This window comes from [Clostridium] clostridioforme AGR2157, from assembly GCF_000424325.1.
In the GTDB taxonomy this organism is placed as follows: Bacteria; Bacillota; Clostridia; order Lachnospirales; family Lachnospiraceae; genus Enterocloster; species Enterocloster clostridioformis_A.
Window position 1 is genome coordinate 1 of the sequence record NZ_AUJR01000062.1, and the last position, 24,671, is coordinate 24,671.

22 protein-coding genes, 2 tRNA genes and 4 pseudogenes are annotated in these 24,671 nt (G+C 48.3%); 7 read left to right on the top strand and 21 right to left on the bottom strand.

Features of this window, described 5'->3' with window-relative positions:
* The first annotated feature begins 482 nt into the window (after positions 1-482).
* The gene (locus tag G614_RS0120525; protein WP_027643453.1) at positions 483-794 is read left to right on the top strand and encodes a hypothetical protein; all 312 of its coding nucleotides are present in this window, start codon (positions 483-485) and stop codon (positions 792-794) included.
* A 149-nt stretch (positions 795-943) separates the two neighbouring features.
* Positions 944-1,243: a type II toxin-antitoxin system PemK/MazF family toxin gene (locus G614_RS28250; protein ID WP_080664578.1), complete on the top strand. Its 300-nt coding sequence runs from the start codon at positions 944-946 to the stop codon at positions 1,241-1,243.
* A gap of 1,157 nt (positions 1,244-2,400) precedes the next feature.
* Here the strand turns inward: G614_RS28250 and G614_RS35120 are convergent.
* Both G614_RS35120 and G614_RS33015 read right to left on the bottom strand, forming a co-directional pair.
* Positions 2,401-2,580 (bottom strand): hypothetical protein, encoded by a 180-nt coding sequence (locus tag G614_RS35120; protein WP_027643454.1) that lies wholly within the window; start codon positions 2,578-2,580, stop codon positions 2,401-2,403.
* Positions 2,581-3,586: 1,006 nt separating this feature from the next.
* On the bottom strand, positions 3,587-3,910 hold the full coding sequence (locus G614_RS33015; RefSeq protein ID WP_242828161.1) for a desulfoferrodoxin family protein: 324 nt from the start codon (positions 3,908-3,910) through the stop codon (positions 3,587-3,589).
* Positions 3,911-4,127: 217 nt separating this feature from the next.
* On the opposite strand from G614_RS33015, the gene G614_RS0120555 reads away from it, so the two are divergent.
* The 3 genes from G614_RS0120555 (at position 4,128) to G614_RS0120565 (ending at position 5,260) form a co-directional block, all read left to right on the top strand.
* Positions 4,128-4,607: a hypothetical protein gene (locus G614_RS0120555; RefSeq protein WP_027643455.1), complete on the top strand. Its 480-nt coding sequence runs from the start codon at positions 4,128-4,130 to the stop codon at positions 4,605-4,607.
* Between the two features lie 299 nt (positions 4,608-4,906).
* Positions 4,907-4,978: transfer RNA gene (locus G614_RS0120560), tRNA-Glu, on the top strand.
* A gap of 210 nt (positions 4,979-5,188) precedes the next feature.
* Positions 5,189-5,260: transfer RNA gene (locus G614_RS0120565), tRNA-Glu, on the top strand.
* A gap of 65 nt (positions 5,261-5,325) precedes the next feature.
* Here G614_RS0120565 and G614_RS0120570 read toward each other — a convergent pair.
* The 7 genes from G614_RS0120570 to G614_RS0120610 all read right to left on the bottom strand — a co-directional run bounded on the left by G614_RS0120570 (position 5,326) and on the right by G614_RS0120610 (position 12,761).
* Positions 5,326-5,910, bottom strand: coding sequence for an HD domain-containing protein (locus tag G614_RS0120570; protein WP_027643456.1), 585 nt, complete (start codon positions 5,908-5,910; stop codon positions 5,326-5,328).
* Positions 5,911-5,931: 21 nt separating this feature from the next.
* Positions 5,932-6,399: an SsrA-binding protein SmpB gene (smpB, locus tag G614_RS0120575; RefSeq protein ID WP_027643457.1), complete on the bottom strand. Its 468-nt coding sequence runs from the start codon at positions 6,397-6,399 to the stop codon at positions 5,932-5,934.
* Positions 6,400-6,447: 48 nt separating this feature from the next.
* Positions 6,448-8,661 (bottom strand): ribonuclease R, encoded by a 2,214-nt coding sequence (gene rnr / locus G614_RS0120580; RefSeq protein ID WP_027643458.1) that lies wholly within the window; start codon positions 8,659-8,661, stop codon positions 6,448-6,450.
* A 165-nt stretch (positions 8,662-8,826) separates the two neighbouring features.
* Positions 8,827-9,081 (bottom strand): preprotein translocase subunit SecG, encoded by a 255-nt coding sequence (gene secG, locus G614_RS0120585; protein WP_027643459.1) that lies wholly within the window; start codon positions 9,079-9,081, stop codon positions 8,827-8,829.
* Positions 9,082-9,196: 115 nt separating this feature from the next.
* Positions 9,197-10,144 (bottom strand): type I phosphomannose isomerase catalytic subunit, encoded by a 948-nt coding sequence (locus tag G614_RS0120590; RefSeq protein ID WP_027643460.1) that lies wholly within the window; start codon positions 10,142-10,144, stop codon positions 9,197-9,199.
* A gap of 207 nt (positions 10,145-10,351) precedes the next feature.
* Positions 10,352-11,623 (bottom strand): phosphopyruvate hydratase, encoded by a 1,272-nt coding sequence (eno, locus tag G614_RS0120600; protein WP_027643461.1) that lies wholly within the window; start codon positions 11,621-11,623, stop codon positions 10,352-10,354.
* Positions 11,624-11,801: 178 nt separating this feature from the next.
* The gene (locus G614_RS0120610) at positions 11,802-12,761 is read right to left on the bottom strand and encodes a hypothetical protein (protein ID WP_027643462.1); all 960 of its coding nucleotides are present in this window, start codon (positions 12,759-12,761) and stop codon (positions 11,802-11,804) included.
* A gap of 171 nt (positions 12,762-12,932) precedes the next feature.
* Here G614_RS0120610 and G614_RS34665 point away from each other — a divergent pair.
* Together G614_RS34665 and selD are read left to right on the top strand one after the other, a co-directional pair.
* A pseudogene (locus G614_RS34665) lies at positions 12,933-13,436 on the top strand (prolyl-tRNA synthetase associated domain-containing protein); the annotation flags it as partial.
* A gap of 354 nt (positions 13,437-13,790) precedes the next feature.
* Entirely contained in the window at positions 13,791-14,831 is a 1,041-nt protein-coding gene (selD, locus tag G614_RS0120620; protein WP_080664579.1) for a selenide, water dikinase SelD, read from the top strand.
* Between the two features lie 107 nt (positions 14,832-14,938).
* Here the strand turns inward: selD and G614_RS28265 are convergent.
* The 12 genes and pseudogenes from G614_RS28265 to spo0A form a co-directional block, all read right to left on the bottom strand.
* Positions 14,939-15,403 (bottom strand): annotated as a pseudogene (locus tag G614_RS28265) (DNA-binding domain-containing protein); the annotation flags it as partial.
* 14 nt (positions 15,404-15,417) lie between these two features.
* A pseudogene (locus tag G614_RS28270) lies at positions 15,418-16,108 on the bottom strand (glycine/sarcosine/betaine reductase component B subunit); the annotation flags it as partial.
* Positions 16,109-16,151: 43 nt separating this feature from the next.
* On the bottom strand, positions 16,152-16,832 hold the full coding sequence (locus tag G614_RS0120635; protein WP_027643464.1) for a TetR/AcrR family transcriptional regulator: 681 nt from the start codon (positions 16,830-16,832) through the stop codon (positions 16,152-16,154).
* 30 nt (positions 16,833-16,862) lie between these two features.
* Positions 16,863-17,226 (bottom strand): annotated as a pseudogene (locus tag G614_RS34670) (GrdX family protein).
* Positions 17,227-17,283: 57 nt separating this feature from the next.
* The gene (locus G614_RS0120645; protein WP_027643465.1) at positions 17,284-18,288 is read right to left on the bottom strand and encodes a peptidylprolyl isomerase; all 1,005 of its coding nucleotides are present in this window, start codon (positions 18,286-18,288) and stop codon (positions 17,284-17,286) included.
* A 13-nt stretch (positions 18,289-18,301) separates the two neighbouring features.
* A complete protein-coding gene (locus G614_RS0120650) occupies positions 18,302-19,087 on the bottom strand; it encodes an HAD family hydrolase (protein WP_027643466.1) in 786 nt (261 codons plus the stop codon).
* Positions 19,080-19,694, bottom strand: coding sequence for a Maf family protein (locus G614_RS0120655; RefSeq protein ID WP_027643467.1), 615 nt, complete (start codon positions 19,692-19,694; stop codon positions 19,080-19,082). Before G614_RS0120655 ends, G614_RS0120650 begins: the two co-directional genes overlap by 8 nt.
* 111 nt (positions 19,695-19,805) lie before the next feature.
* The gene (locus G614_RS0120660; protein WP_027643468.1) at positions 19,806-20,360 is read right to left on the bottom strand and encodes a putative ABC transporter permease; all 555 of its coding nucleotides are present in this window, start codon (positions 20,358-20,360) and stop codon (positions 19,806-19,808) included.
* Between the two features lie 44 nt (positions 20,361-20,404).
* Positions 20,405-20,845 carry a divergent PAP2 family protein gene (locus tag G614_RS0120665; RefSeq protein ID WP_027643469.1) on the bottom strand — a complete coding sequence of 147 codons (441 nt, stop codon included), beginning with the start codon at positions 20,843-20,845 and terminating at the stop codon, positions 20,405-20,407.
* A 78-nt stretch (positions 20,846-20,923) separates the two neighbouring features.
* Positions 20,924-21,436 (bottom strand): HD family phosphohydrolase, encoded by a 513-nt coding sequence (locus G614_RS0120670; protein ID WP_027643470.1) that lies wholly within the window; start codon positions 21,434-21,436, stop codon positions 20,924-20,926.
* 35 nt (positions 21,437-21,471) lie between these two features.
* Positions 21,472-22,917 carry a glycogen synthase GlgA gene (gene glgA, locus G614_RS0120675; protein ID WP_027643471.1) on the bottom strand — a complete coding sequence of 482 codons (1,446 nt, stop codon included), beginning with the start codon at positions 22,915-22,917 and terminating at the stop codon, positions 21,472-21,474.
* 97 nt (positions 22,918-23,014) lie between these two features.
* Positions 23,015-23,833 carry a sporulation transcription factor Spo0A gene (spo0A, locus tag G614_RS0120680; RefSeq protein WP_027643472.1) on the bottom strand — a complete coding sequence of 273 codons (819 nt, stop codon included), beginning with the start codon at positions 23,831-23,833 and terminating at the stop codon, positions 23,015-23,017.
* Positions 23,834-24,671: the final 838 nt, after the last annotated feature.

Consider the following 24,671-nt stretch of genomic DNA (forward strand, 5'->3'; position numbering starts at 1 on the left):
GTAAAGTTTTTGAGCCGCAGGTCATCCTGCAGCCTGAGAAGATATTTTTCGTTCATGAAAACGCCCTCCATAATGTTAGATTTTAGTAACCGATAAATTCCTGTCATTTATGGAGGTGCACGGGCATTATAAAACCGCTTGCCTACAGAGCGGATACATGGTATAATTTTATCCATAGCAGTAGTGATGTTTCCTATATCTATAAGGTTTGTTGGTTTGTGGTGAGTTAACAATACCTTATTCAGGACTCATTTACTACTGCTTTTTTATGAAAAAGAAAAATCGCTATGCGTAACCTTGGCAGGCCATCGCGCAGCGATTTTGTTCAATTATTATTATGGAAAGCAAGTACTTATGGAAAGCGCTTGAATCCTAAGCGCTTTAAATATAGGTTTTTCCTCTTGATTTACTTGTCATAAATATCTTTTGATATAGAAGGAGTACGAAGCCGTACTACTAATTCTATATCAGGAGGATTTGCCATGATAAGACAAATCAGTGTAGGAAACCTATGCGGTGAACTTGGGGAGATGTTGATTCATTTTCAATACTCTTCAGATTCCCTGCTCAGGTACAACAAGGTATTCGATGAATTCACAGAGTACGCAGGAGAAAGGGAATACTCCCAGCAGTTGGGAGCTGCTATCCGCACCCTTGCCGAGTATTACAACTTCGGTGTGATATTCAGAAGACAGATTTCCGTGGGGAAATCATATGCCCCGAACCATTCCGGGAGTGTACCGAAAAATTCCTCCTCTCAAAAGTGGAGTATGGCGTGTGTTATGGATATGTGAAGCATTGTAGAACCAGTTGGCGGTATAAGTTGATTGGTGTGTGTGGTAACTCAACAATACAACATATATTCAAAAACTGCTACTTTTTTATGAACAAAGTCGTGGTTTCACGTACTTAGGGCTAGCCGCCGCGCTAGCGGCTTGGTACAATTGTACAAGGGAAATCAAGTAATATATTTGGTGAAAAAGTTACGATAGTGCCAATTGAAGGTGACGGTAATAAAATCAATCCACGCTATCAGATAAAGTTGACCAATGATGACCTTGAGTACGGACAACTTGACAAAAACCCTTCCAGAATAATTTTTACTGATGTTACAACACTGGATAAGGCAAGATTGAGTAGAAAGATAGGAAAATTATCTCCTGCCAAAATGAAAGAAGTCAACAATTATCTGATAAAGCATTTGGATTTGACAATCGGAGCAAAATCCGGGGTTGACAAATAAGGACAATGTGATATAATAATAACATAGAAACATATTTATCAAGCTCATAAGAGCATTGGCTTCGGCTTTTTCAAGTGGGAATATACATTTTGTGTATATTCCCACATTTTCTACATATTAATATATAGAAGCAACGTTATCAAGTCCTATTATGGACATTGGCAGTACGCTTCTTCAAGGGTGGATAGACCATATATCCTCCCATTTTTTATAGCTAAAAACAACCAAATTGAATATCAATTGAAGATGAGCCAATTTAAGGCTAATCGTAAACGCACCAAAGCCGGTACCTTGACAAGTATCGGGCCATTTTGCATGGCCCGTTATAGTACTTAACTTTAACTTTTTAGACTTTATAGTTCATGGAACTATTATGTCAGAGGTTGGGAAACTGTACAACTGTACAAGGTACCGGCGTTGGAGCGTTTACGTTTATTATTTAGTATACATATTATATAAAGAATTCAATGATTTAAACTCACCTTCTCTTATTTCGTTCCAATTAATTGAAAACTGCGACAATTTTGTTGTATCTAATTTATGAGTATCTTTACTATGTGATCTCAAACAACTAAATATGCGTCTTAATAAGTTTGAAAAAGAATTAAAATCATCGTAATCTGTTAAAAGTTTATTATTTCTCATCGTGGGCAGGGCTATGCCCGGGCAATAATGATAACGCCCGCAAGCGCAAAAGCGGGAAAACATGCAAAGGGAATGCGCTGCTCGGTCAACGCTTGTTGTCTGTGCACACTCCGCAGTCAAAAAAGGATTGCTATTTTAACGCCCAGTTCCAAAGGATCAGCGCACACAGGGGGAAAAAACGGGCATATGTGGCCGTAGTCTTCCATGCTGGTCGCCATTTTCCACGTGTTAAAAGATGGCGTTGCTTTCAGGGATCTTGGAGCAGAGTACTATAACCAGTTCAATAAGGAACGCAAGATAAATGCGTACCTGAAAAACTCAAAGTATAAGGCTGGGAAAATCCTGCGGCCATGACTGGACAACCGGCTTAAACATATCGAGACCTAAAAAGGCCAAAAAGGGTTGTATAGGGGAAGTTTTCGCTCTTTTTGGCTACCCGGAAGGTTAGGTTTCACAGTAATAGGATGGAATGAAACATGAGCCTACTCTGTCTCCAGGGTAAGCTCATGTTATTAAAATAGGGGCCTATGGATTCGAATCGCTCCTTCAGCTCTCAAGGCTTCTATTATAGTGGCAACTTTATCATGTTGCATAAACAATTCATTAGCTATTTGAAATGTTGTGGGGGTATATCCGTGTCTCTTTGTAAATTCCTTTATATAGAAAAGAATTGTATCCCTGGTGTCGTTCATAGTATGATACCTCTTATTTACATAATATATGGATAGTATACACTGAAAACAGGGATGTTATACAGGCTTATTTTCAATCTGTCTAATTATTTCATTGACGCTCTCGTTTGCTTTGTCATAATCCGTACACGGAATTCCATTTTGAATGATAAATGTTGTATTCCGTCCCCATCTAAACAGTCGCTAATCTCCCCAAAAGTCTTACCTTTTGATTGACAAACCCCCTCCTGAGACAATATCCTCCCCCCGTAACATTCTGCCCAACCCACAGGTGCATTGCCCGCCATCAAATGTGAAACATGATTGTCCAACAAAAAAGTACACAAAACAAGCTTTCAACCCCAAAAAAGTTTGTGCACACTTTTTTCGCGGCAAGTGATACTATAATAGACGTAACCCCCCATTACATTATATAGTTTTTGCTACACCCCATAAAAAACGAAATACCTTCTCCTAAATGACCAGTTCCCCGACTGGTCATTTTACTTTGTATTTTACTTTGTCCGTCAGGCATACTCTAATAGGGCGTTTCATCATCCAGCAGCTGAATCCGGAGCACATCCCTGACCTGAGCCGGAGATATCTCCAAAACCTCTCCGGTGCATGTGACCGATACGGTATTCCCTGCCCTCAAATCCTTCACCGTTATGGGAACGCAGGCTAAAGGCGTACCAGGGAATCGGCGCAGGGTTTGTTGAGGGGGATATCGTCATTCTGTATGAAACTCCCAAAGAATAGGCTGGCTGCTATTTGGAAAATCAAGTAAATCCATATCTGCAATCCCCTCCCACACCCCACAAAAAACCACACGCCACCCCCCGAAGCCAATAATTCCATTTGCTGCTCTACAGGTGTATATAAAAACAAACAGCATTTCGTGCCATATCGGCCAAAATGCTGTTTGATTATGTTTGTTTTATGTTTAATTATGTCCGCTTACATTGTATTGCGTTAGACAGCCAGATACGCACTATTCGGATAGCAATCCTGACAGGTTCCTGACAGATTAAGGTTCTGCCTTCCACAAACCATGCAGGTTGCAATATGCGTATGCAGCCTCTACCTCATCTCCTTCACAGAGCATGAACTCTAGCTGCGGCTTCTGTCCTGCCTGCAGCTCTTTTCTCTGATTTCCCTGCCTGGTAGCCAGAGCAATCCACTGGATGTAGTGTTCCGGAATCATGGGGTGCTCGGCTGAGCCTATTGTATGGTCTAAATCCAGTCTATCACAATTCTGTCTTATTGCAAGACAATGGCGGAAAATTAACAATAGCATAGCAGCAATAATGGCCGTAATCAGCCCGACTATCCGCCCTGCCCGTCTATTCACAAACTTCTCACATTCTGTTCATAATTCCGTTACAGAATCATAAAATTTTCCTCACATTTTATGGATATACTAATTTATGTTAAGAGCTAATGCTAATAAAACTTTTTTTCATAATACTCGGCCGGAGGGATGAAGACCTTCCGGCCTCCTCCTTTTCATTCAACTTTCTGGATTCTTTTTACTATCCCGGCATATGATAATAAAAAAGGATTTTTTTATGAACTATGAAAATCTGACTCCCGTAGTCGGGGTCATTACCAACATTTCTACACAGGAAGGGGATTGCTGTACCCAAGTTATAACCCTCAGTGTTGAGGGCCAGCCCGTCAACATGATTCTCTCTGGTGATACCTTTGTGGTGGACACCATGCGCCTGATGCCAGGTATGCGTGTGGCAGCTTTTTACGATAACACCCTGCCGGTCCCCCTCATCTATCCGCCTCAATACCAAGCTGATTTAATCGCCGTAGTCAGGCCAGAGGAGGATGTAAACCTTTCCTGGTTTGATGAAACCCTCACTGCTTCTGATCAATCGCTGAAGCTGAACCTGTATCAGTCCACAGTTTTGTCAACATTAAACGGCCAGCCTTATTTCTGTTTTCCGGCAAATCATTTCCTGCTGGTATATTATGCGGCTGCCACCAAGAGCATACCGCCCCAGACAGCTCCCAACCGGGTCATAGTGCTGTGTTCATAGTCCTGTAAGGAATCAATTTTTCTCATTTTCACAAGACCATTGTAAGAATGCATAAAATACTTTTTTTCATTCTGCAAACTTTGTGCACACTTTTTTGATAGCGTATGCTATTATAATTAACGTAAACCCCCCAATACATTATATAGTTTTTGTTACACCCCATAAGAAACGAAATACCTTCTCCTAAAATGACCAGTTCCCCGACTGGTCATTTTACTTTCCTATTTTTTATTAAAGTACTGGACAAATTTAAATTTATATGATATTATATACAGGCTGTCGCTGATATGCACAGATAAGGCCTGATGGTCAAGCGGCTAAGACGACGCCCTCTCACGGCGTAAACCCGGGTTCGATTCCCGGTCAGGTCATAAAAAACAAGCAGATTTAACTGCTTGTTTTTTGTTTCTGCCGACTCCAAAATATTGAAAGGTGAAGTGACCGGAAACGAAATGACTGGAAATGACGCTGTGTTTAGTTAAATTATTTTCAGGGTAAATTATATTTTTTTTAATAAAATACTGGACAAACCCAAAACTTTATGGTATTATAAGTAAGCTGTCGCTGAGATATACAGACAAGGCCTGATGGTCAAGCGGCTAAGACGACGCCCTCTCACGGCGTAAACCCGGGTTCGATTCCCGGTCAGGTCATGAAAAAGGCAAGCAGATTTAACTGCTTGCTTTTTTATTTACTGACCTACATCGTTCCTTCAACGTCATTTCATTCCCATTCGCTTCCTTGTCTCTGCATCAATCAGGCTGCGCAGGGCTTCCAGCCGTTCATCCCGGTCAAAGTATTCCTTTCCATATTCCAGATTGAACTCATAGTCAAACCTGGCCGGATTTCTTCCCTGGCTGTGCTGGATGATGGTTTCGGCCTTGTCAAGGGCCTTTACAAATCTGGCTTCCGGGGTAATGCCCTGGCTGTATTCCTCCCACAGCCCGGACACCTCCCCTGCCCCTTCTTTTGGCAAAAACCTGCATATCCGCTGTACATCTGCCCTTTCCTGGTTCAGCTTGTCATCGGCATCCGGCTTCAATGCTGCCGATATATCTCCGCTGTACCGTTCCCCCAGGTCGTGAACAAGACACATCATCAGTATCTTCTCCCTATCCAGTTCCGGAAATTCCCTGCACATCACCCCGGCAAACAGAGCCAGCCGCCAGGAGTGCTCCGCCGTGCTCTCCTGGCGGCCCTCAGCGGTCCAGGCAGTGCGCAGGGTAGACTTAAGGCCCTCAGCCTCCTTTATGAAATCTGTGTATGCTTCCACTTCACTGCGCTCATTACTGCCAATCTTCATAACACCTTCTCATTCCAATCCCTAATACAGGTTTTTTACCTTGAATTCCTTCTCCAGTTCCCTTCTCTGGTCCTTCTTTGCAATGTCCGCCCGCTTGTCATAGAGCTTCTTGCCACGGGCCAGGCCCACCTCTACCTTCACCAGACTTCCTTTAAAGTATACCTGGAGAGGCACCAGGGTATAGCCCTTCTCCGCAATCTTGCCGTTCAGCTTCATGATTTCGTATTTATGCAGCAGCAGCCTTCTGACGCGCAGGGGGTCTTTATTGAATATATTTCCCTTCTCGTAAGGGCTGATGTGCATACCGTACACATACACCTCACCCTTGTCAATCTTCACGAAGGCTTCCTTTACGCTGCATTTTCCCATGCGAATGGATTTTACCTCCGTGCCAAAGAGCTCGATTCCCGCCTCGTATTTCTCATCAATGAAATAATCATGGTATGCCTTCTTATTGTTCGCAACCAGTTTAATACTATCCTTCCCCATGGTATTTCCCTTTCTTTCCAGTCATGATTGCATGTATGATTTACAGCCTTACACGGAAGCTCCCTTGCCCGCGCTCCTGTCCCAGTCTCTGGGCAGGATGAAATCCACTGTCCTCAGCAGGCGGTCCGTGGACGCCACCTGGACCCGTATGGGCTGGCCCAGTTTAAATGTTTTCTTGGTCATCTCTCCCACCAGTTCATAATGCTGTTCATCAAATATATAATAATCGTCCCTCAGCTCGCTTATGCGGACCAGCCCTTCCACCGTGTTAGGCAGCTCAACATACAGCCCCCAGTTGGTGACGCCTGATACGACGCCGTCAAACTCCTGCCCGATGAATCTGGACATATACTCGCACTTTTTAAGCTTGTCCGTCTCACGCTCCGCTTCCTCTGCACGGCGCTCCAGGGCCGATGTCTGCATGGCTACCCCCGGCAGTATGGCTTCGTAATGGCTGATCCTCTTGTTTCCCAGTCCGCCCTTCAGGCTTTCCTTTATGATACGGTGAATCTGAAGGTCCGGATATCTGCGGATAGGCGAGGTAAAATGCGTATAATACCTGGCAGCCAGGCCGAAATGGCCGGAGCACAGGTTGGTGTACTTAGCCTGTTTCATGGAGCGCAGGGTCAGCCTGGAAAGAAGAACTTCCTCAGGCGTGCCTTCTATCTTATCCAGAAGCTTCTGTAATTCCTTCGGATGAATCTCTCCCTGCTGAAGACGGATAAAATATCCGAAATTATGGATAAAGGTCCCCAGCTGCTTCATCTTCTCCGAGTCCGGATTGTCATGGGTCCTGTAGAGGAAGGGCAGGGACTGCCAGAAATAATCCTCCGCCACTGTCTCATTGGCTGCCAGCATGAAATCCTCTATGATCTTTGTGGCAGCATTGCGCTCATAGGGCTTGATTTCCAGCGGCTTTCCCTGGGCGTCCAGGATAATCTTGCTCTCCGGAAAGTCGAAGTCAATGGCTCCCCTTTTCCTCCGCTTTTCCCTGAGGATGTCAGATACCTCCTTCATCAGCCTGAACATGGGCACAAAACCCTCATACTCAGCCGTGACAGCTTCGTCCTCATCCGTGACAATGGCATTCACCGCCGTATAAGTCATTCGCCGGTCCACATGAATCACTGTCTCCGCGATTTTGTGGTCCAGCACATTTCCCTGGTCATCCAGTTCCATGATGCAGCTTAAGGCCAGGCGGTCTGTGCCCGCATTGAGGGAACAGATTCCATTGGACAGCTTATGGGGCAGCATGGGAATCACCCGGTCCACCAGATAGACGCTGGTGCCCCGCTTTAATGCCTCCTTGTCCAGGGGACGGCCTTCTTTTACATAATGGCTCACATCCGCAATGTGGACTCCCAGGATATAGCCGCCCTGTCCGTCCCTGCACAGGGTTACTGCATCGTCCAGGTCCTTGGCGTCCTCGCCGTCAATGGTGACGGTGCGCAGCCCCCGTAAATCTAGGCGGCCTGCCAAACCGCCGGTCCAGTCTGCCGGCGATGCCAAATCCCCAATGCCATAAGGTCCGTCCCAGGTTTCCTCATCCCTTGCAGGACCAGGCACAACCACTTCATCCGGGCACCCCTCCACCTCGTCCATGACCTCCGGCGGAAACTCCTCCGGCAGTCCGTAGGCCCTGACAATGGACAGTATGTCTGTTCCCGGATCATTGACATGGCCCAGAATCTCGGTCACAACGCCCTCCGGCTTATGGTTCGCGTCTCCAAAGTCCTTAATCCAAGCCACCACCTTATGCCCGGTGACAGCTCCCATATCACAGCCCTGGGGAATGAAAATATCCTTGGAAATCTTCTGGTTATCCGGAATGACAAACCCGAAGCCCTTGCTTTTCTGGAAATACCCAACCACCTCTTTGTTGGCATGTTCCAGCACTTTAAGCACAGAGCCTTCAGCCCTTCGGCCGCCTCCCCGTTCCTGGGATTCCACCACAATCTGGACCCGGTCCCCGTGAAGGGCCGCTCCTGTCCTGTCCTCAGGGATAAACACATCCTGATCCATGCCTTCCACGGTCACAAAGCCAAAACCCTTGGGATGTCCTGAAAATATGCCGTTGACGGAAAAAACCTCCGGTTTGCCATATTTACCCTTTTTTGAGATTCCGATTCTGCCCTCTGATACCAGATAATCCAATACCTGTGTCAGTTCATCTCTCTGTGATTTGGGGATGCCCAGAAGCATGGCCAGTTCCTTTGCCTTCATGGGCACGTAGGACTTGTCATTCATCACCTCTTCCAGCATCTTCCCCTTCTGTTCCAATATTTCTTTTTCCATATGACCTCTTTCTTAAAAATGTCCTGCCTGTCCGAAAACAGGTCAAAATCCGCCTGAATGAAATAAAACACCCTTATATGAATACAAGGGTGTTTTCGTCACTTATCCTTCTGTTATCTTAATTACCCCATATTACCCCATGACCTTAAGTATCACGTTCAGGGCAATGGTAATGAGCATGAATACAATGGCTCCATACCTGGTAAAGTGCTCCAGTGCACCTTCCATGGAACGGCCTCTGTTCTTACTCCAGTAACTGTCTGTGGAGATTCCGCCAATTGCGCTCCCCAGTCCGTTGGACTTACCTTCCTGCATCAGGATAACCACTGATATTGCAACACCAAGAATTACATATATGATTGACAAAATAACATGTATTACTGACATCCGCCTGCACCTCTCCATTTTCTTATAGTCAAACAAAAAATATTTTACCATACTTTGTCCTAAAACACAACCTGTTTTCCTATATTTTTATAGGTAAGACACCGCTAATCCCCATTTAAACCGCCTGGGAACAAATCATGGAAAGGGTGCCCTCAAAGATTACATCCCCGAATGTGGCAGGTACGATGAAATGCTGTCCCTTTGATACCGGGATGCCGTTTACGCTTCCCTCTCCGTCCAGGACGCTCACATTTGCAAAGCTGTCCCCAAAATTCTCCGTGTAACGGCCTGTCGTGTCTATCTTATCCGCGGTATAGTAAGCGCAGGTCACAAGATGTTCTTTTCTACCGCTGTCCGTCTCCTTCACAACTGCCGGCAAAGCGTTCCGGTCCTCCTTAAAAGGCGCTTCTATCACATCGATGCTCTCCTTTATATGGAGCTGCCTGGGCTTTCCGTCGGACAGCCTGTCGTAGTCATAGACGCGGTATGTAATATCGCTGCTCTGCTGGGTCTCCAGCACCAGGGTGCCGCCCTTTATGGCATGGACGCATCCGGGATTAATCTGGAAAAAGTCTCCCTTCCTGACAGGAATTTCCCGTATGAAATCCTTCCAGCGCTTTTCCTCTATCATCTGCTTAACTTCATCCTTATTCCCTGCATGGTGCCCAATCACAATGGTGGCATCCGGGTCGCAGTCCAGGATATACCAGCATTCGGTCTTACCCAGGGAGCCCTTTTCATGCTCCGCAGCGTATGCATTATCCGGATGGACCTGTATGCTTAAGTCGTCCCTGGCATCAATAATCTTTACCAGCAATGGAAATTCCTTATGACAGCCTGCCGCAGCCCCAAACCACCCAGGGTGGCTCTCCCACAGGGAGCTTAAGCTCTGTCCTTTCCATGTTCCGCCGGCAATACGGCAATCCCCGTTCTTGTGCGCGCTGATGGCCCAGCACTCGCCTGTGTGGCTGCTTGGGATATCGTAACCGAACACGTCCTTAAGACGGGTACCGCCCCAGATGGCCTCCTTAAAAACAGGTTCCATAAATAGTAATTCTCTCATGTCTCTCTCCTTATTTTTCCCCTTTTTGATGCAGTCAATGCATCTTCTTACATCATACCCAGCTTTTTCCGGTTGTCAAGATTTAAATGGGACAGGGCGGGGATTTTCCGGGCAAAACAGTGCCCGGATGCATCCCCTCTCCCATCTCCTGCCGCTGCAGGCCCCTGTAAGGCGCGCAGATAGCGGTAATGCATTTTCAAACACGCTCTAACCTTCCAGGTTTTCCTCTATGCGCAGCAGCTGATTGTATTTGGCCACGCGGTCAGAACGGCAGGGAGCGCCGGTCTTAATCTGTCCTGCATTGACAGCCACTGCAATGTCCGCAATGATGGAATCCTCTGTCTCGCCGGAACGGTGGGATATAATGGTGCCGAATCCGGCCCTCTTAGCCATCTCGATAGCCTCAAAACTCTCTGTCAGCGTACCTATCTGATTCACCTTCACCAGGATGGCATTTCCTGCCCCCAGCTCAATGCCCTTTGACAACCGCTTTGTATTGGTGACGAACAAATCATCCCCTACCAGCTGGATGCGGCCTCCCAGTTCCACGGTGAGCATTTTCCAGCCCTCCCAGTCCTCCTCCTGGAGTCCGTCCTCTATGGAACAGATGGGAAACGCATCCACAAGACGGCGGTAGTAGTCCACCATCTCCTGCGCGCTGCGGCGGATTTCCTTTCCCGCCATGCGGCTTTCTCCCGGAAACAGGTACATGCCGCTGGCTTCGTCATAGAGCTCGCTGGACGCCGCGTCAATGGCAATCTTCATATCCGTACCCGGCTCCAGGCCGCTCTTTTCCATGGCTCTCACCAGAAATTCAAGAACTGCCTCGGAGTCCTTAAGGTCCGGCGCAAATCCGCCCTCATCACCTACTCCGGTGCTGTAGCCTTCTTCTTTAAGAAGCTTCTTTAATGTGTGATAGACCTCTGCGCACATCCTCAGACGCTCCGCAAAGCAGCAGGCCCCGTAAGGCATAATCATGAATTCCTGCAAATCCACTGTGTTGTCCGCATGTTTTCCTCCATTCAGAATGTTCATCATGGGAATGGGAAGGGCGGATGCATGGATTCCTCCCAGATACCTGTAAAGAGGCATCCTAAGCCCATTGGCAGCAGCCCTGGCCACTGCCATGGACACGCCCAGAATGGCATTGGCCCCCAGCTTTCCCTTATTCTCTGTTCCGTCCGCGTCCAGGAGCAGACGGTCTATGTGTCTCTGGTCCAATGCGCTTTCAAAGAGGACTGCCTCGCTGAGCACAGTATTCACATGCTCCACAGCTCCCTGGACGCCCAGTCCGTTGTACCGTTTCCCGCCGTCCCGAAGTTCCACCGCCTCGAATTTACCGGTGGATGCACCGGAGGGAACAGCCGCCCTGCCGGTGGCGCCTCCTGTCAGGCACACTTCCACCTCCACCGTAGGATTCCCCCTGGAATCCAGTATCTCCCTGCCGGTTACCGCCTCTATCTCCAATTCGTTTACCATAAAAAAATGACCTCCTCATATCAATCTTATCATTGATATAAGGATAGCCATTTTTTAACATTATATGTATGGAAACCGGTCATTTTAAGGACTGGTCAGCATCGGTCTGGGCAGAATCGGCCCGGGCAGAATCGGCCTGGCCCGAATCATCTCCCTTCAATACCAGGTTCATCCATCCCTAATTTATCCTGGCCCCGTCCGCGCCCACGGTAAATCCATCCGGCGTGACCGTGGATACCAGCATGGCTCCTGACGGGTCGCAGTAATACAGCTTATCCTCCCAGGATATCCAGCCGGTCTTCATGTATCCCTCCTGGTCAAAGAAATACCACTTGTAATTGATATACTGCCAGCCGTTTGACGTGTAAGTGCCGTCTCCCTTCTGGTACCACAAACCCCGGTCATCCCTGAGCCACTGGCCGTTCACCCTGGTCAGGTCTTCTTCCGTAATCTCAATATAGGGGGATTCCTGCCAGTCACCGGCGTTGTTCCTGGAATCCATGGCCCTGACTTTAAAATAGTAGGTGCCTGCCTTTGGGAACTTGCCGGAAAAATCATAGCTGTTTTCCTTTACCGTATAAGTGGCGCCGATGCCGTCCTCATAGGAATTGCCTCCCCTCCGGCACAGGCGGACCTTATAATTCTTAGCCAGGCTCATATCGTCCCAGTGGGCCACCCCGTTATCTTCATCCCACATCAGACCGCTTACATCCAGGTCCTCATCATCCTCATCCAGCTCATCCAGCCTTACCACCAGGACCATCTCTTCCCTATCATTCTTGGTGGAACTGGATACATACTTGACAGTATCGCCTGAAAATGAAAATGCACTCTTTCCCGATTTCTTAAAGTAGTAATCGCTGTCAGCGGAAAGCCATATCTCCACTTTGGGCTTATCCCCGCCTACCCAGTTGTCACCCTCATTGATAATATCCACGCTCTCAATGGAACACTCCCCTTCCTCCAGGGTCACGTCCACATTTCCTCCGATTTCTCCTGCCTGGATATCCGATGTGAAATTCAGTTTAATTTTCCCCACAGGTGTCCTTTCCTCTTTTGCAAAGGCTGTAAAGGACAGCGTGCAGGCCATAATCAGAGCTGCTCCTGCCAGCACGGCATAAGCCCTTCTTTTCCTCATTTGAACCTCCTCCTTCCCGCTTGCGTCTGTTTTCCTATTATAGCACATATCATCGTCTTCCGCCATCCTCCGGCACACCAAACTTGTCCCATTTTCATATGATATATTATGCGGTCGGCTGCCCGTTTAAGGAAATTGAAGGACCCCTCTGTGATGTGGTGATGATGAAATATCTCACTGGTCGGGGAGTCTATTCCCGCATACAATATTGAGCATACCCTTTATGAGGGCCGTCCCGCCGACACATCCGGCCGTAAGGAAAAGGAAATCCGCACCTACGATTTGCTGGATTTCCTTCAGGTCCCCTTTGTCCGTGTGGACCACGACGCCCTTCCCACCATTGAAGCCTGTCGCGAGGTAGACCAGCTTCTGGGCACGGAAATCTGCAAGAACCTTTTCCTGCGCAATGCCCAAAAGACCGACTTTTACCTGCTGCTCATGCCGGGCAATAAAAAATTCAAGACAGCCGTCCTGTCCAAACAGATTGGAAGCGCCCGCCTGTCCTTTGGGGAAGCGGAATTCATGGAATCCTTCCTGAACATCACTCCCGGCTCCGTTTCAGTCATGGGACTGATGAATGACAGAGAAAAACGCGTCAGGCTGCTGATTGACAAGGATATACTGGAAGGCGAATATTTTGCGTGCCATCCATGCATCAACACTTCAAGCCTACGGGAAAAAGAATCTATATGCAAAAGGATCTATATACAAAAGAATCTATATATAAAAGTTTCCATATACAAAAGATTCCCGAAAAAAGAGCTGGCAGCCCTCGCAGACTGTCAGCTCTTTCCAAATCTAGTACTTGCAGTACTCCTTACGGATTCCTTCCATCTCCTCGTGGATGGCAGCCGCGTCTGCGGTCATGCATTATTTGTATCCACGATAACTTTTGGTTAAATAGTTTCTTTATATACATCTACAAAATAGGGACTTTTCCCCGTGTTTGTCCTTGACAAAACATGGAAAATAGATAATATATTAAGTTAGTAGCTAAAAACTTTCATCCAATGATAAGGAGTATCACCGATGAGCGATATTAAACTGACTGAACTAACAGGTTCCTGCGGCGGCTGAGCGTCCAAGATAGGGCCTGATACCCTCGCGCAGGTTCTGCGCGGTTTACCAACCTTTCACGATGACCGGCTTCTGGTTGGGTATGACACCTCCGACGATGCGGCCGTCTATCAGCTTACCCCTGAACTTGCCCTGATACAGACCGTAGACATCTTCCCGCCAGCCGTGGACGATGCCTATGAGTACGGCCAGATTGCTGCCGCCAACTCCCTGTCCGACGTATGGGCCATGGGCGGGGAAGCCAGACTGTGCATGAACATCCTCATGTTCCCGGAGCACCTTCCCTTTGAAACGGTCCAGGCCATACTCCGGGGGGGCTATGACAAGGTGGCTGAGGCCGAAGCCATTGTAGTGGGAGGCCATACCATCAAGGATGACATTCCCAAATACGGCCTGTGCGTCTCCGGCTTGGTCCATCCGGACCGCATCCTGCGCAATAATTCCATCCAAATGGGCGATGTTCTGATTCTCACCAAACCACTGGGCACCGGCGTTCTGACCAATGCGGACAGAGGCGGCCTTTTATCTGACGCAGAGCATAAGGCCATGGTTGACTGTATGGCTACGCTGAATAAATATGCAGCCGATGCGGTACGAAGCCTGGACGGGGTCCATGCCTGCACCGATGTGACCGGCTTCTCACTGCTGGGCCACAGCTACGAGATGTGCGGGGACTCCGGACTTACCATAATCATAGACAGCAGCCGTGTCCCTCTGCTCCCAGGCGCGGACAGCTACGCGTCCATGGGACTTGTGCCCGCAGTGGCTTACCAGAACATGAACCACCTGAAGGATAAAGTGGCACTGCCAAAGGACCTTCCGTCCCATGTACACGATCTTCTCTTCGATCCTCAGACTTCCGGCGGCCTCCTGTACAGTGTGGCATCCCAGGAAGCAGGACGTATCATGGAAGCGCTTCAGAAGGCCTGCCGGTCCCCGGCTGTCATAGGCCATGTGGAAGGCCCGTCTTCCCATCCGGTCATAGTGATTTGACAAAAGATTCACAAAAAGGAGGCAGACCTCTCATCCCAGCTTTACAAACCGGGAGCGGACAGCCTGCCCCCTTCCACTCGGCTATGTTTGCTACATCTGATACATTTCTAAATATCCTTACAGCAGACCATCAGGCCGCTGAGGAATTTTCTGACCCTCACGTTTCCGTGTCCGTCGCTCTTTCCTCTGATATAGCTCATTTCCCGTTTGATCTGTTCCAGACTGTAAAGCCTGGCTCCATATTCGCTAAACACGGGATCTGCATAATCATCCATTCCTCTATATGCCAGATTCGCCATACCCACAGAGGCCGCACGCCGTATGCGCTGCTCCACACTCTTGGTATTCTGTCCCATCCTGCTGCACAGCTCGCGGACCGTGATGTCCCTTATGTCCAGGTCCTCCTCAATCAGATAGCGGACAATTCGTATAATATCCTTGCTTCCCGCCTCACTGAGTATACCGATTTCCTGCAGGATGCCCTTTAAGCGCCGTATGGACTGGTTATAATCCGTTTCCTGTTCCTCGGACTGCATCTTTCGTCCCTGCACACTTGCTTTACAGGAAAATGCTCGAAAAAATCGTTACCCATGAAGTTGATATCCTTTCCATGGTGCTTATAGCAGTCCTCAATAACCGGATTGTGGAAATGGTGGTAAGTGGTAACCTTGTCACATGGGGCAACACAGTTGCCGGAAACAATAGCGCCGTCCATGATTTCCGTTGGATACATGAAGGTGGGGATGAACTGCTTGGCATCCACGCCGTAATAATATGTATCATGCAGAAGTCCCTGTGACTGCAGCATGTGGATGTAGCCTACCTTTGGAAGGTCCGGATACATGGCAGCCTGCTCGAAGATTGGCTTTGTCTCATAGGTAACGATTTCGTCAGGCTCCAGCTCTCTGGCTGCCTCGCCTACATAAGCAGCTACCTTTAAGCCTGCCATACGGGCAGCCTTCTCATATACATGGGTCTCCAGGCCGTCAGCCGGCTCCACTACAACGCAGAGGTTATAGGTCTGTGAGAATGGGCAGTAATCCGCAGCAGGGCCGCTCATGTCGATAACGCCCTCCTGGAATCCTACGATTTTACCAACAGTCACTACACAGCCCTATCAGGGCGTGTGTTCTTCCGGCGCCCACCTGAGGGCTTACCTTTCCGATCACACCTGGGAAAATCTCTCCGCCGCTGACCTTAACTCTTGGCTCAATCACGTCCTTAACCGGTGTAATCCTAACGGACTCACCTGGCTTTGCAATGTCAACGTGGCAGCCGGTGTTATCGCGATAATCAATGGAACTCCTGACACCTATTGTTCTATTTGGGTATAAAATCATAGGCATAGCACTGTGTGATTTCCTTACTCTCCTGAATGAACCGGTTCACCAGCTCCGGAATCTCTTGCTGGCTGATGCCGTGCTCCTGGACAAACTTAAAATATCCCAGAAACAGGGTGCATATGATATGGTTCAGCTTTTTTGCATTTTCCTCTGAAATCTTACCCTCGGCCACCAGGAGCTTACATATATAATAGTCCCTCTGGTAATAGCTGGGTATCTCAAGCATCTCCTTGATAAAGGGGCTTACCTGTATGATGGCATCCGGAAACATCTCATAGTATTCCTTCAGGGCCTCTCCCAGGTCCCGGTTGATGTTCCGGTAGAAAACAGCCTCAAAGGCCTGGGGCTTCTTAAACGCCTCCTTGGCATAGGAACGCCATATGCCGAAATGCACATCCCAGATATCATTCCACTCCTTTTCACATTTTGACAAATCCAGGATATACTCGTTGAGCGCATCCAGCTGGGCATAAAACAAAAGCTCATCCAGATTCCGGAAATACCGGTACATACTGGCAGATGAACATCCCAGTTCCGCCGCAATGCGCCGGATGCTGATGGCCTCCACTCCCTCCTCCTTTATGATCCTGCTGGCCTGAACCACATAATCCTTCCTGCTCAAATCTTTAAAGTAGGATGTTCCCACATTCTTTTTCATGACTTCCTCACATTCGGTTCCTTATTATCCCTATAATGAAGGGATTACATTCTCTATCATTGACAAATCAATGGTTTTGTAATCGTAGGCAATCTTCTCATCATACTTAGGCACCTTCTTATTGCAGTCCACTTATTGAACGCCTCTATGGCTTCCTCAATCAGACGGATATCCCCCGCATCACTCTTTCCGGTTTCACTGTATAAAAGGATGGTCCTGTAGGGCGTCTGGTTGGGCTTTAAGCTGTATGCCTGGGGGTGGGTAAGAAACTTGTGGTTTGTATGAATCAGATCCCTGGATTTTAACAGTACCTCCTCGTAGGTCTCCGCCAGAACAATTTTTCTGCTGCCCGGTCATTGTTGGTGACCAGAATACATTTACCTAGATCAAACATTGCATCCCCTCCTGGTTATTATTTGCTGTATTATTCATATGGGTATTTCCGTGAACACTATTTGCTGAAGTATCCGTGATACAGCTGGAAAAAGTTGTCCGCCGTGCAGCCCTCACCGCCGGAGAACTCCACCACATCCCCGGGCAGCTTCTTAAGCTTCACTGTGTGCTCCTTTACATACGGCTCATAGATTCCCAGGAACGCATTTGTCTTCTTCTCCTGGGCCAGCCTGCTCTTTCTGGCAGCCGTAGCCTCCTCGTCATAGGCATTGACACATTTCAGGATATAATATCTTCCGCCCTGCTCCAGAATCCCGCTGACCTGATCCTGCTCCAGCTCAAACGCAGCTCTTTCAAGGGTGTCCATGTCCTTCTGCCATTCCAGCGTCCTGTCTGTCCGGCTGTTCTTTGAATATTTGGCGGCAATAGCCCCAAAGTCCGCTTTCTCAGCCTGGGCCAGGGCCAGAACATTTTCTGCCTCCGCCCTTGAATCCAGCTCAATTTGCTGAATGCCTATCACCTTAGCCTCCGCGTCGCTGACTTCCAGATTCTCGTTTTTGGTCAGCTCTGCCACCAGCTTATCCGCGCGGTAGTATTGGCAGTACAGGTCGTACACCTCATCCTCGGATACATCCATGAACCTGCGGTCCTGTTCCGACAGATTCCTGTAGTATTCCTGGGCCAGGGACTTAAGGGAATCCTTTTCCTGGCTCGTAAGTTCAATTCCCTGTTCGTCCGCCATCAGGTTGGTGGTAGCCAGTTCAATCAGGAACTGCTCCACCTGGTCCATCAGCTTGTCCTCGAATGTATCACCGTTCTCGTCCGCTTTGACGGACCAGAGCTCACTGGTATATATGTTCTGGTAACGGTTGCGCTCCGTAATGGCAATCACCATCATCTGCCCCTTGGTATACTCCTTGTCCACTGTCCTGGATCCGGTTGTGGCAGCTGTTTTCCTGGTACATCCGGTCAAAACAGCCATTGCCAGGACTGCTGCCAGACACAGGCCCACGGCCCCTTTCCATCTCTTCCCCCGTACCTTGTATATCCTGCTTCTGTCCACTTTCACACTCCTCTCACAGCAGCCCTTTCAGTATCTTGAGGACTCCGCCCCGCACATTGCTGTCCGCCTGGAACCTGGCAGCCCTGCGCACCTCTTCCCTGGCATTGGCAACCGCAAAGCTGTAATAAGCCTGGTTCAGCATCTCTATATCGTTGAGCTGGTCGCCAAAGGCCATGGTCTCCTCCATCTTAATGCCCAGGCTTTCCTGGATGGTGCGCACAGCCTTTCCCTTGTTCACATCCTTGGCCATGCAGTCCATCCACATATCACCGGCGCAGGCCATCTTGGCCTCGTCTTTGAACTCATCATATATGTCCCTGGAGGCTGCCTCGATTCCCTCCTTTTTATAAATGGAAATCTTCACACACGGCTCCTCCAGTTCCAACACATCCTTTACCCGGATGACATTAAACTTATAGCCATTAGTCAGCCAGTCGTACAGGGCATCGTTCTTTGAATCCAGATAATCCCCGTTCACACCGGCATAGACCATCTCCAGCTCCGGATGCATCCGCACCTTACGTATGATACGGCGGGCCAGCTCGCGCTCCATGGTATAGGCATACAGACATCTGCCGTGGCATCCCATGTACGCCCCATTGTTGGCAACATAGAAAATCTTCTTCTTTACCGGCTCAAACGCGCTTTCCACACTGGCCCACGGGCGCCCGCTGGCAACCACAAACTGCATTCCCTTTTCACGAAGCCTGAGAATAATGTCAAATACCTCCGGGTCCAAATCCGGAGAACCGTCAGGTACAAGGGTTCCATCCACATCCGATACTATCAGCTTAATCATCTTCCCTGTCCTCCAAAAGTCTTTTTATCTCCTGATAGAGACGTCCCACTGGCAGTCCCACCACGTTGGCGTAGTCCCCGTCAATTCCTTTTATATAAGCGGCAAACCTGCCCTGAATTCCGTAGGCCCCCGCCTTATCCAGGGGTTCCCCGCACTGGGCATACTCCTTCATTTCTCCGCAGGTCATGGGGTACACATGGACATCCGTGCGCTCCGCAAATGTAATCCCATGGCACCTGTCCTCCCCCTGGCACAAAAGCACCGTCACACCTGTGTATACCTGATGGGTCCTGCCCTGAATCTTCTCCAGCATCTCATAGGCCCTCATGGGAGTTCCCGGCTTGCCCAGTATCTCATTTCCCACGGAAACCACTGTATCTGCCCCAATCACCATGGTGCCCTTGGGACATCCCGACGCAACGTCCTCTGCCTTCTGTCTGGACAATTCCATGACCACCATATCCGGCTTCTTCTCCCTGGTCTCCTCCTCCATCTGGCTGGGCCTGATTTCAGGCTCCAGGCCAATCTGTGCCAGCAGTTCCTTCCGTCTGGGAGACGCCGAGGCCAGCACGACCTGATATCCTCCCCAAGTATGTCTCATATCCATGTCATTCTCCTTTATTCAATCCGCCGTAAAAACAGGGGCGGGCTAGAACGACGAAAAGACTGCTGCATGTAGACCAATGGTAACAGCCACCTGCAGCAGCCTTTCATCCAATTAATATATCTTCAGCCGGCCCACTGCCGGCTTATCTTCCTCTTCCATACCGCCCAGGCGCAGGCGAAAGCAGTGGATGAAATCCACCAGATAGAACATGGTAAGTCCTACTGCCAGAACGGTTCCTACATGGCCGGGCAGGCTGAACACGGCAGCACGAACCCTTATATCCAGAAAATAAAAGAAAAACAGTCCCAAAAGTCCCCATGCCAGGCTGCTTTCCAGACAGACCATTCCTTTGTAATTAAAGGGTTTGCGGCTGTAGTCCCACCAGAAGGAACCGAACAGCCGGACCATAATATTGGCCGTGACCAGTTCCATGGTAGTGGCCATGGCCATGGACGCCGTGTAGAGCTCTATGGGACTGCCCGCAACAGGCCGCAGCAGCATGCAGGCGCCCAGGGCGCCAAAGCCATATATGACACAAAAGGGGCCATGGCCAAAGCCACGGTCCACTACAGGCCGCCTATATTCTGCACTCAGCACGATACATTCCAGCAGGTAACCAAGAAAACTATACATAAAAAACCAGTTGATGAAATCATAAACATTCATGGTATCTTCTGTCCTTCCTGTTTAACATGATACCCCCCGCCGTGTTAATAATAGGAATTCAGGGCCAGAGCCAGTCCAATTCCCAGTATAGCCCCTGCCAGAACCTGCAATGGCGTGTGTCCCACATACTCCTTAAGCTTCTCCTGAAGCACTTCCGCATTGAGCTTAAGGGGATTCTCTGAAAGGATGGAATTTAGCAGCTTGGCCTGTTTTCCGGTCTCACGCCTCACTCCGATGGCATCATACATGACAATCATGGAGAGCACGAAGGACACGGCAAATTCAAAGGACCCGGCCCCGTATTTAAGCAGGACCGCTGTGGTCAGGCCGCAGACCGTAGCGGAGTGGGAACTGGGCATGCCGCCTGACCCCACCAGGCGCTCCGCGTTAAAATTCTTATTCAAAGCAAAGTCAATCAGTGTCTTTAAGAACTGGGCAACCACCCATCCTGTAACAGCACTCATAAGAAGCTGATTGCCAAGCATCTGTATCCATACATTCATAATCGGATTATTCTTTCCCCTTTCAAACGGGCTCCGGGACGGTTTTAGCAAAACACATATTTATCTTCTGGCCGGCTGTGCAAACAGGCACATCCGAATCCAGTGCTTAAACCGGGCCGTGGTTTCCACTGTACTGCAATATTTATCCGCGCATGTAACTGCATATCCTGCCTTGGATGTGGGAGGGACAAGGGTCAGGGGCCACATATGCCTAAGAATAATCATCCGTTCCTCCCCGGTCAGCCGGAAATACCGGTCTGCATTCATCAGGGCTGCTTTTGGGTGGGTGAATCCATGAAAATACTGGCCCGTCTCCTTAGCATGGGTATGCCAATCGTATAAAAACAAATCATGGAGAAGCCCTGCCCGAGCAGCGCTTCTCCAGTTTCCTCCCAGCTGTTTGCACAGCTTATATCCAAGGTATGAAACCTGCATACAGTGGGTCTTGCATGTGGTAGTCCCGTGCTGTATGTACTGGTCCATGGACTGGAATACAGGATGGCACAGTATGTCCCTTACGCACTCCATGTACTCCTGGTCTTCTGTTATCTCTGAAACCGCTGACGGCTCCATATGGGCATCACACCTTTCTTAATTCATCAGCAATGTCAATATCCTATCAGCCAGTCATAAAGTTCCTGGTACTTGGCGGCAGAGGTCCACCAGGAATAATCCCTGGCCATGGCCCTGTCGATAATTTTATTCCACTCGCGGCGTTTGCTGCTGTATACATACTTGGCATAGCGCACGCTTCCCAGCATCTCATGAGCATTGTAATTGGCGAAGGAGAATCCTGTGCCCGTGCTCTCGTATTCGTTATAAGGCTCCACTGTATCCTTAAGACCGCCTGTCTCCCTGACAATGGGTACCGTGCCGTAACGCAGAGCCATCAGCTGGCTCAAGCCGCATGGTTCAAACAGGGACGGCATGAGGAATGCATCGCTGGCAGCGTAAATCTTATGGGACATGGCCTCTGAGTAGTAAATCTGGGCCGATACCCTGTCATGGTACTTCCAATCATAGTGGCGGAACATGTTCTCATAGCGCTCCTCCCCGGTTCCCAGAACCACCAGCTGCAAATCATCGTTGCACAGCTCATCCATGACGCACTGAATCAGGTCAAAGCCCTTCTGGTCCGTAAGGCGGGAGACGATACCCACCATGAACTTTTTCTCATCCACAGGAAGGCCTAACTCCTGCTGAAGCTCCTTCTTGTTCTTTACCTTTTCTTTGCGGAAAGTCTTGGCATTATAGGTCTGGGCAATGTACGAATCTGTCTCCGGATTAAACTCATCGTAGTCAATGCCGTTGACAATTCCCCTGAGGCTTCCGGCCCTGGAACGCATAAGTCCGTCCAGTCCCTCGCCGTAGAAAGGCAGCTTAATCTCCTCTGCATATGTGTTGCTGACCGTGGTGATGGCATCTGCATATACAATGCCGCCCTTTAACAGGTTTCCGTCCTTGTAGGCTTCCAGCTTATCCGGTGCGAAATAGTAATCCGGCAGTTCCGTGAACCGCTTGATGGTCTTCACATCCCACACGCCCTGGAATTTAAGGTTGTGGATGGTAATTACAGACTTCATGTTGCAGAAAAATTCTCCTTCGTGGAACTTATCCTTGAGAAGAACAGGAATCAGTCCTGTCTGCCAGTCATGGCAGTGTACCACATCGGGCTGGAATCCTATCACAGGCAAGGCTGATAAGGCTGCCCTGCAGAAGAAGCAGAACTTCTCCAGATCCCAATACCAGTCCCCGTATGGCTTTGCCCCGTTAAAATAGCTCTCATTATCAATAAAGTAAAAGGTTATACCCTCATGTACGTACTTCAGGATGCCCACATAGCGGCTCTGTCCCAGATAATCCATATAGAAGTGGTTTACATATTCCATCTTGTCGCGCCACTCCTGCTTGATGCAAAGGTATTTGGGGATGATGACCCTGACATCAAAATACTCTTTATTAAAGCATTTTGGCAGGGAGCCCACTACGTCTGCCAATCCTCCTGTTTTAATAAACGGCACCGCTTCTGAAGCTGCAAATAATATTTTCTTCATCAAAACCTCCCTCTCCTGACGAACAGATTCCATATGCCTTTCTTAATAGTATACCTTACTTTTCCGAAATTAGGAAGTTCTTTCTGATGAATTTGTCTTAAATTTTTTTGTATTCCAAGAGTATTTTATCCGATATCAGCGCAATGAATTCAGAATTGGTAGGCTTACCCTTTCCGGTACTGATTGTATAACCGAAAACTTCATCGATGGTTTCCATCTTGCCTCTGCCCCATGCCACCTCGATGGCATGACGTATGGCTCGTTCCACCCGGCTGGCCGTTGTCTGGTTGCGTTTGGCTATGGCCGGATAGAGAATTTTCGTCACGCTGCTCATCATTTCCTGGTCTTCCACCGACATTGCGATGGCATCTCTCAGATACTGATATCCTTTAATGTGGGCCGGTATACCCAGCTCATGAAGCATCTTCGTAATGTCTGTCGCCAGATGCTCCTTTATGTACTCCTCCCTGGTGATATGGGATTCTTCCCCTGGCTCAAAAGGAGCCGTTATTACTTTTCCTGCCGGCTGTTTATCGGGCAGTTTTCCAATATGACGAATCTTGTTTACCAGGATTTCCTTGTCGAAGGGTTTCATCAGATAGTAATTAGCTCCCGCCTTAAAGGCATCTTCTGTCATCTGTTCTCCACCTACTGCACTAAGTATAATGAATGCAGGATTTTTCAGGAAAGTATGCTCGCTTTTCACTTTTTCCACTACGGATATACCGTCAATTTTCGGCATTACCAAATCCAGCAGTACAATGTCGGGCGTGGTGTCAACAATCATATTAATGGCATCAGCGCCATTGTCTGCCTTTCCAATTACAGATAATCCGTCTTCTGCGTTAATCAGTTCATCCAGCGTATTCAGAATCAGCGGATTGTCATCGACAATCGCAACATTCAGCTTTTCCACTTCCTTTTACCTCCTAAAATTGTTTGCCTGTGCTGAACTACCTGCCAATAAATCGGTAGCTGCTATTCGACCACCTTAACATCAAATCCATCTCTTTCGTCAATATAACTCCTGGCGAAATTTATTATATATGGTCCCCATACCATATAGCAACGGTTCGTGGTCGCAATTTTAGACACGCCTCGTGATTAAATTGTACCATTTTTGGTGTCATTTTGCAATTATTAATTATATCGATTAACATTTCTGTAACAAATAATTAGTTTTATTACTTTAATTTACTTTAATTCGACACCATTTTTGTAATTTCAGCACGCTGATATTCTTATTCATTATATTCTCACAGGTACGATTATAGAACGCAAGCATCTCTGTTTTTCCTCCTGATATTTTAAAACTTGGCAAAATAGCGGGAGGGGGTGAGACGGGATTTGTCGAAATTTGTTGGAAGGGCGGGGGTGATGGCGGGGAAGGGATGCGGACAGGAATGAGGATAGAACTGAGGACAGGGTAAAACGGGGATGATATTTATAAATTTGATAGGATAAGGCAGAGATGGTACGGATTTGATAAGAAACCTGATGGAGCATGAATACGGCATGCAGTGTGGCAGCATAGCGTCTGGCATCACTTTGGGAGCGGGGCATCACTGCGGATGCCTCGCTCAAGCAATTGTTATCAGATGATATGGAATGGAAAAAAGGATTGATTTAATTTATTGCTTCCTTGCAGAAGCTGGCATATGGGGTTTGTCAAGTTAAATGTGTAAGTTTTTCTAAAAATATTTCAGAGAGAGATCTGAGGGGATGGGGGAGAGTCCATGAGCCTGGTTATCAGG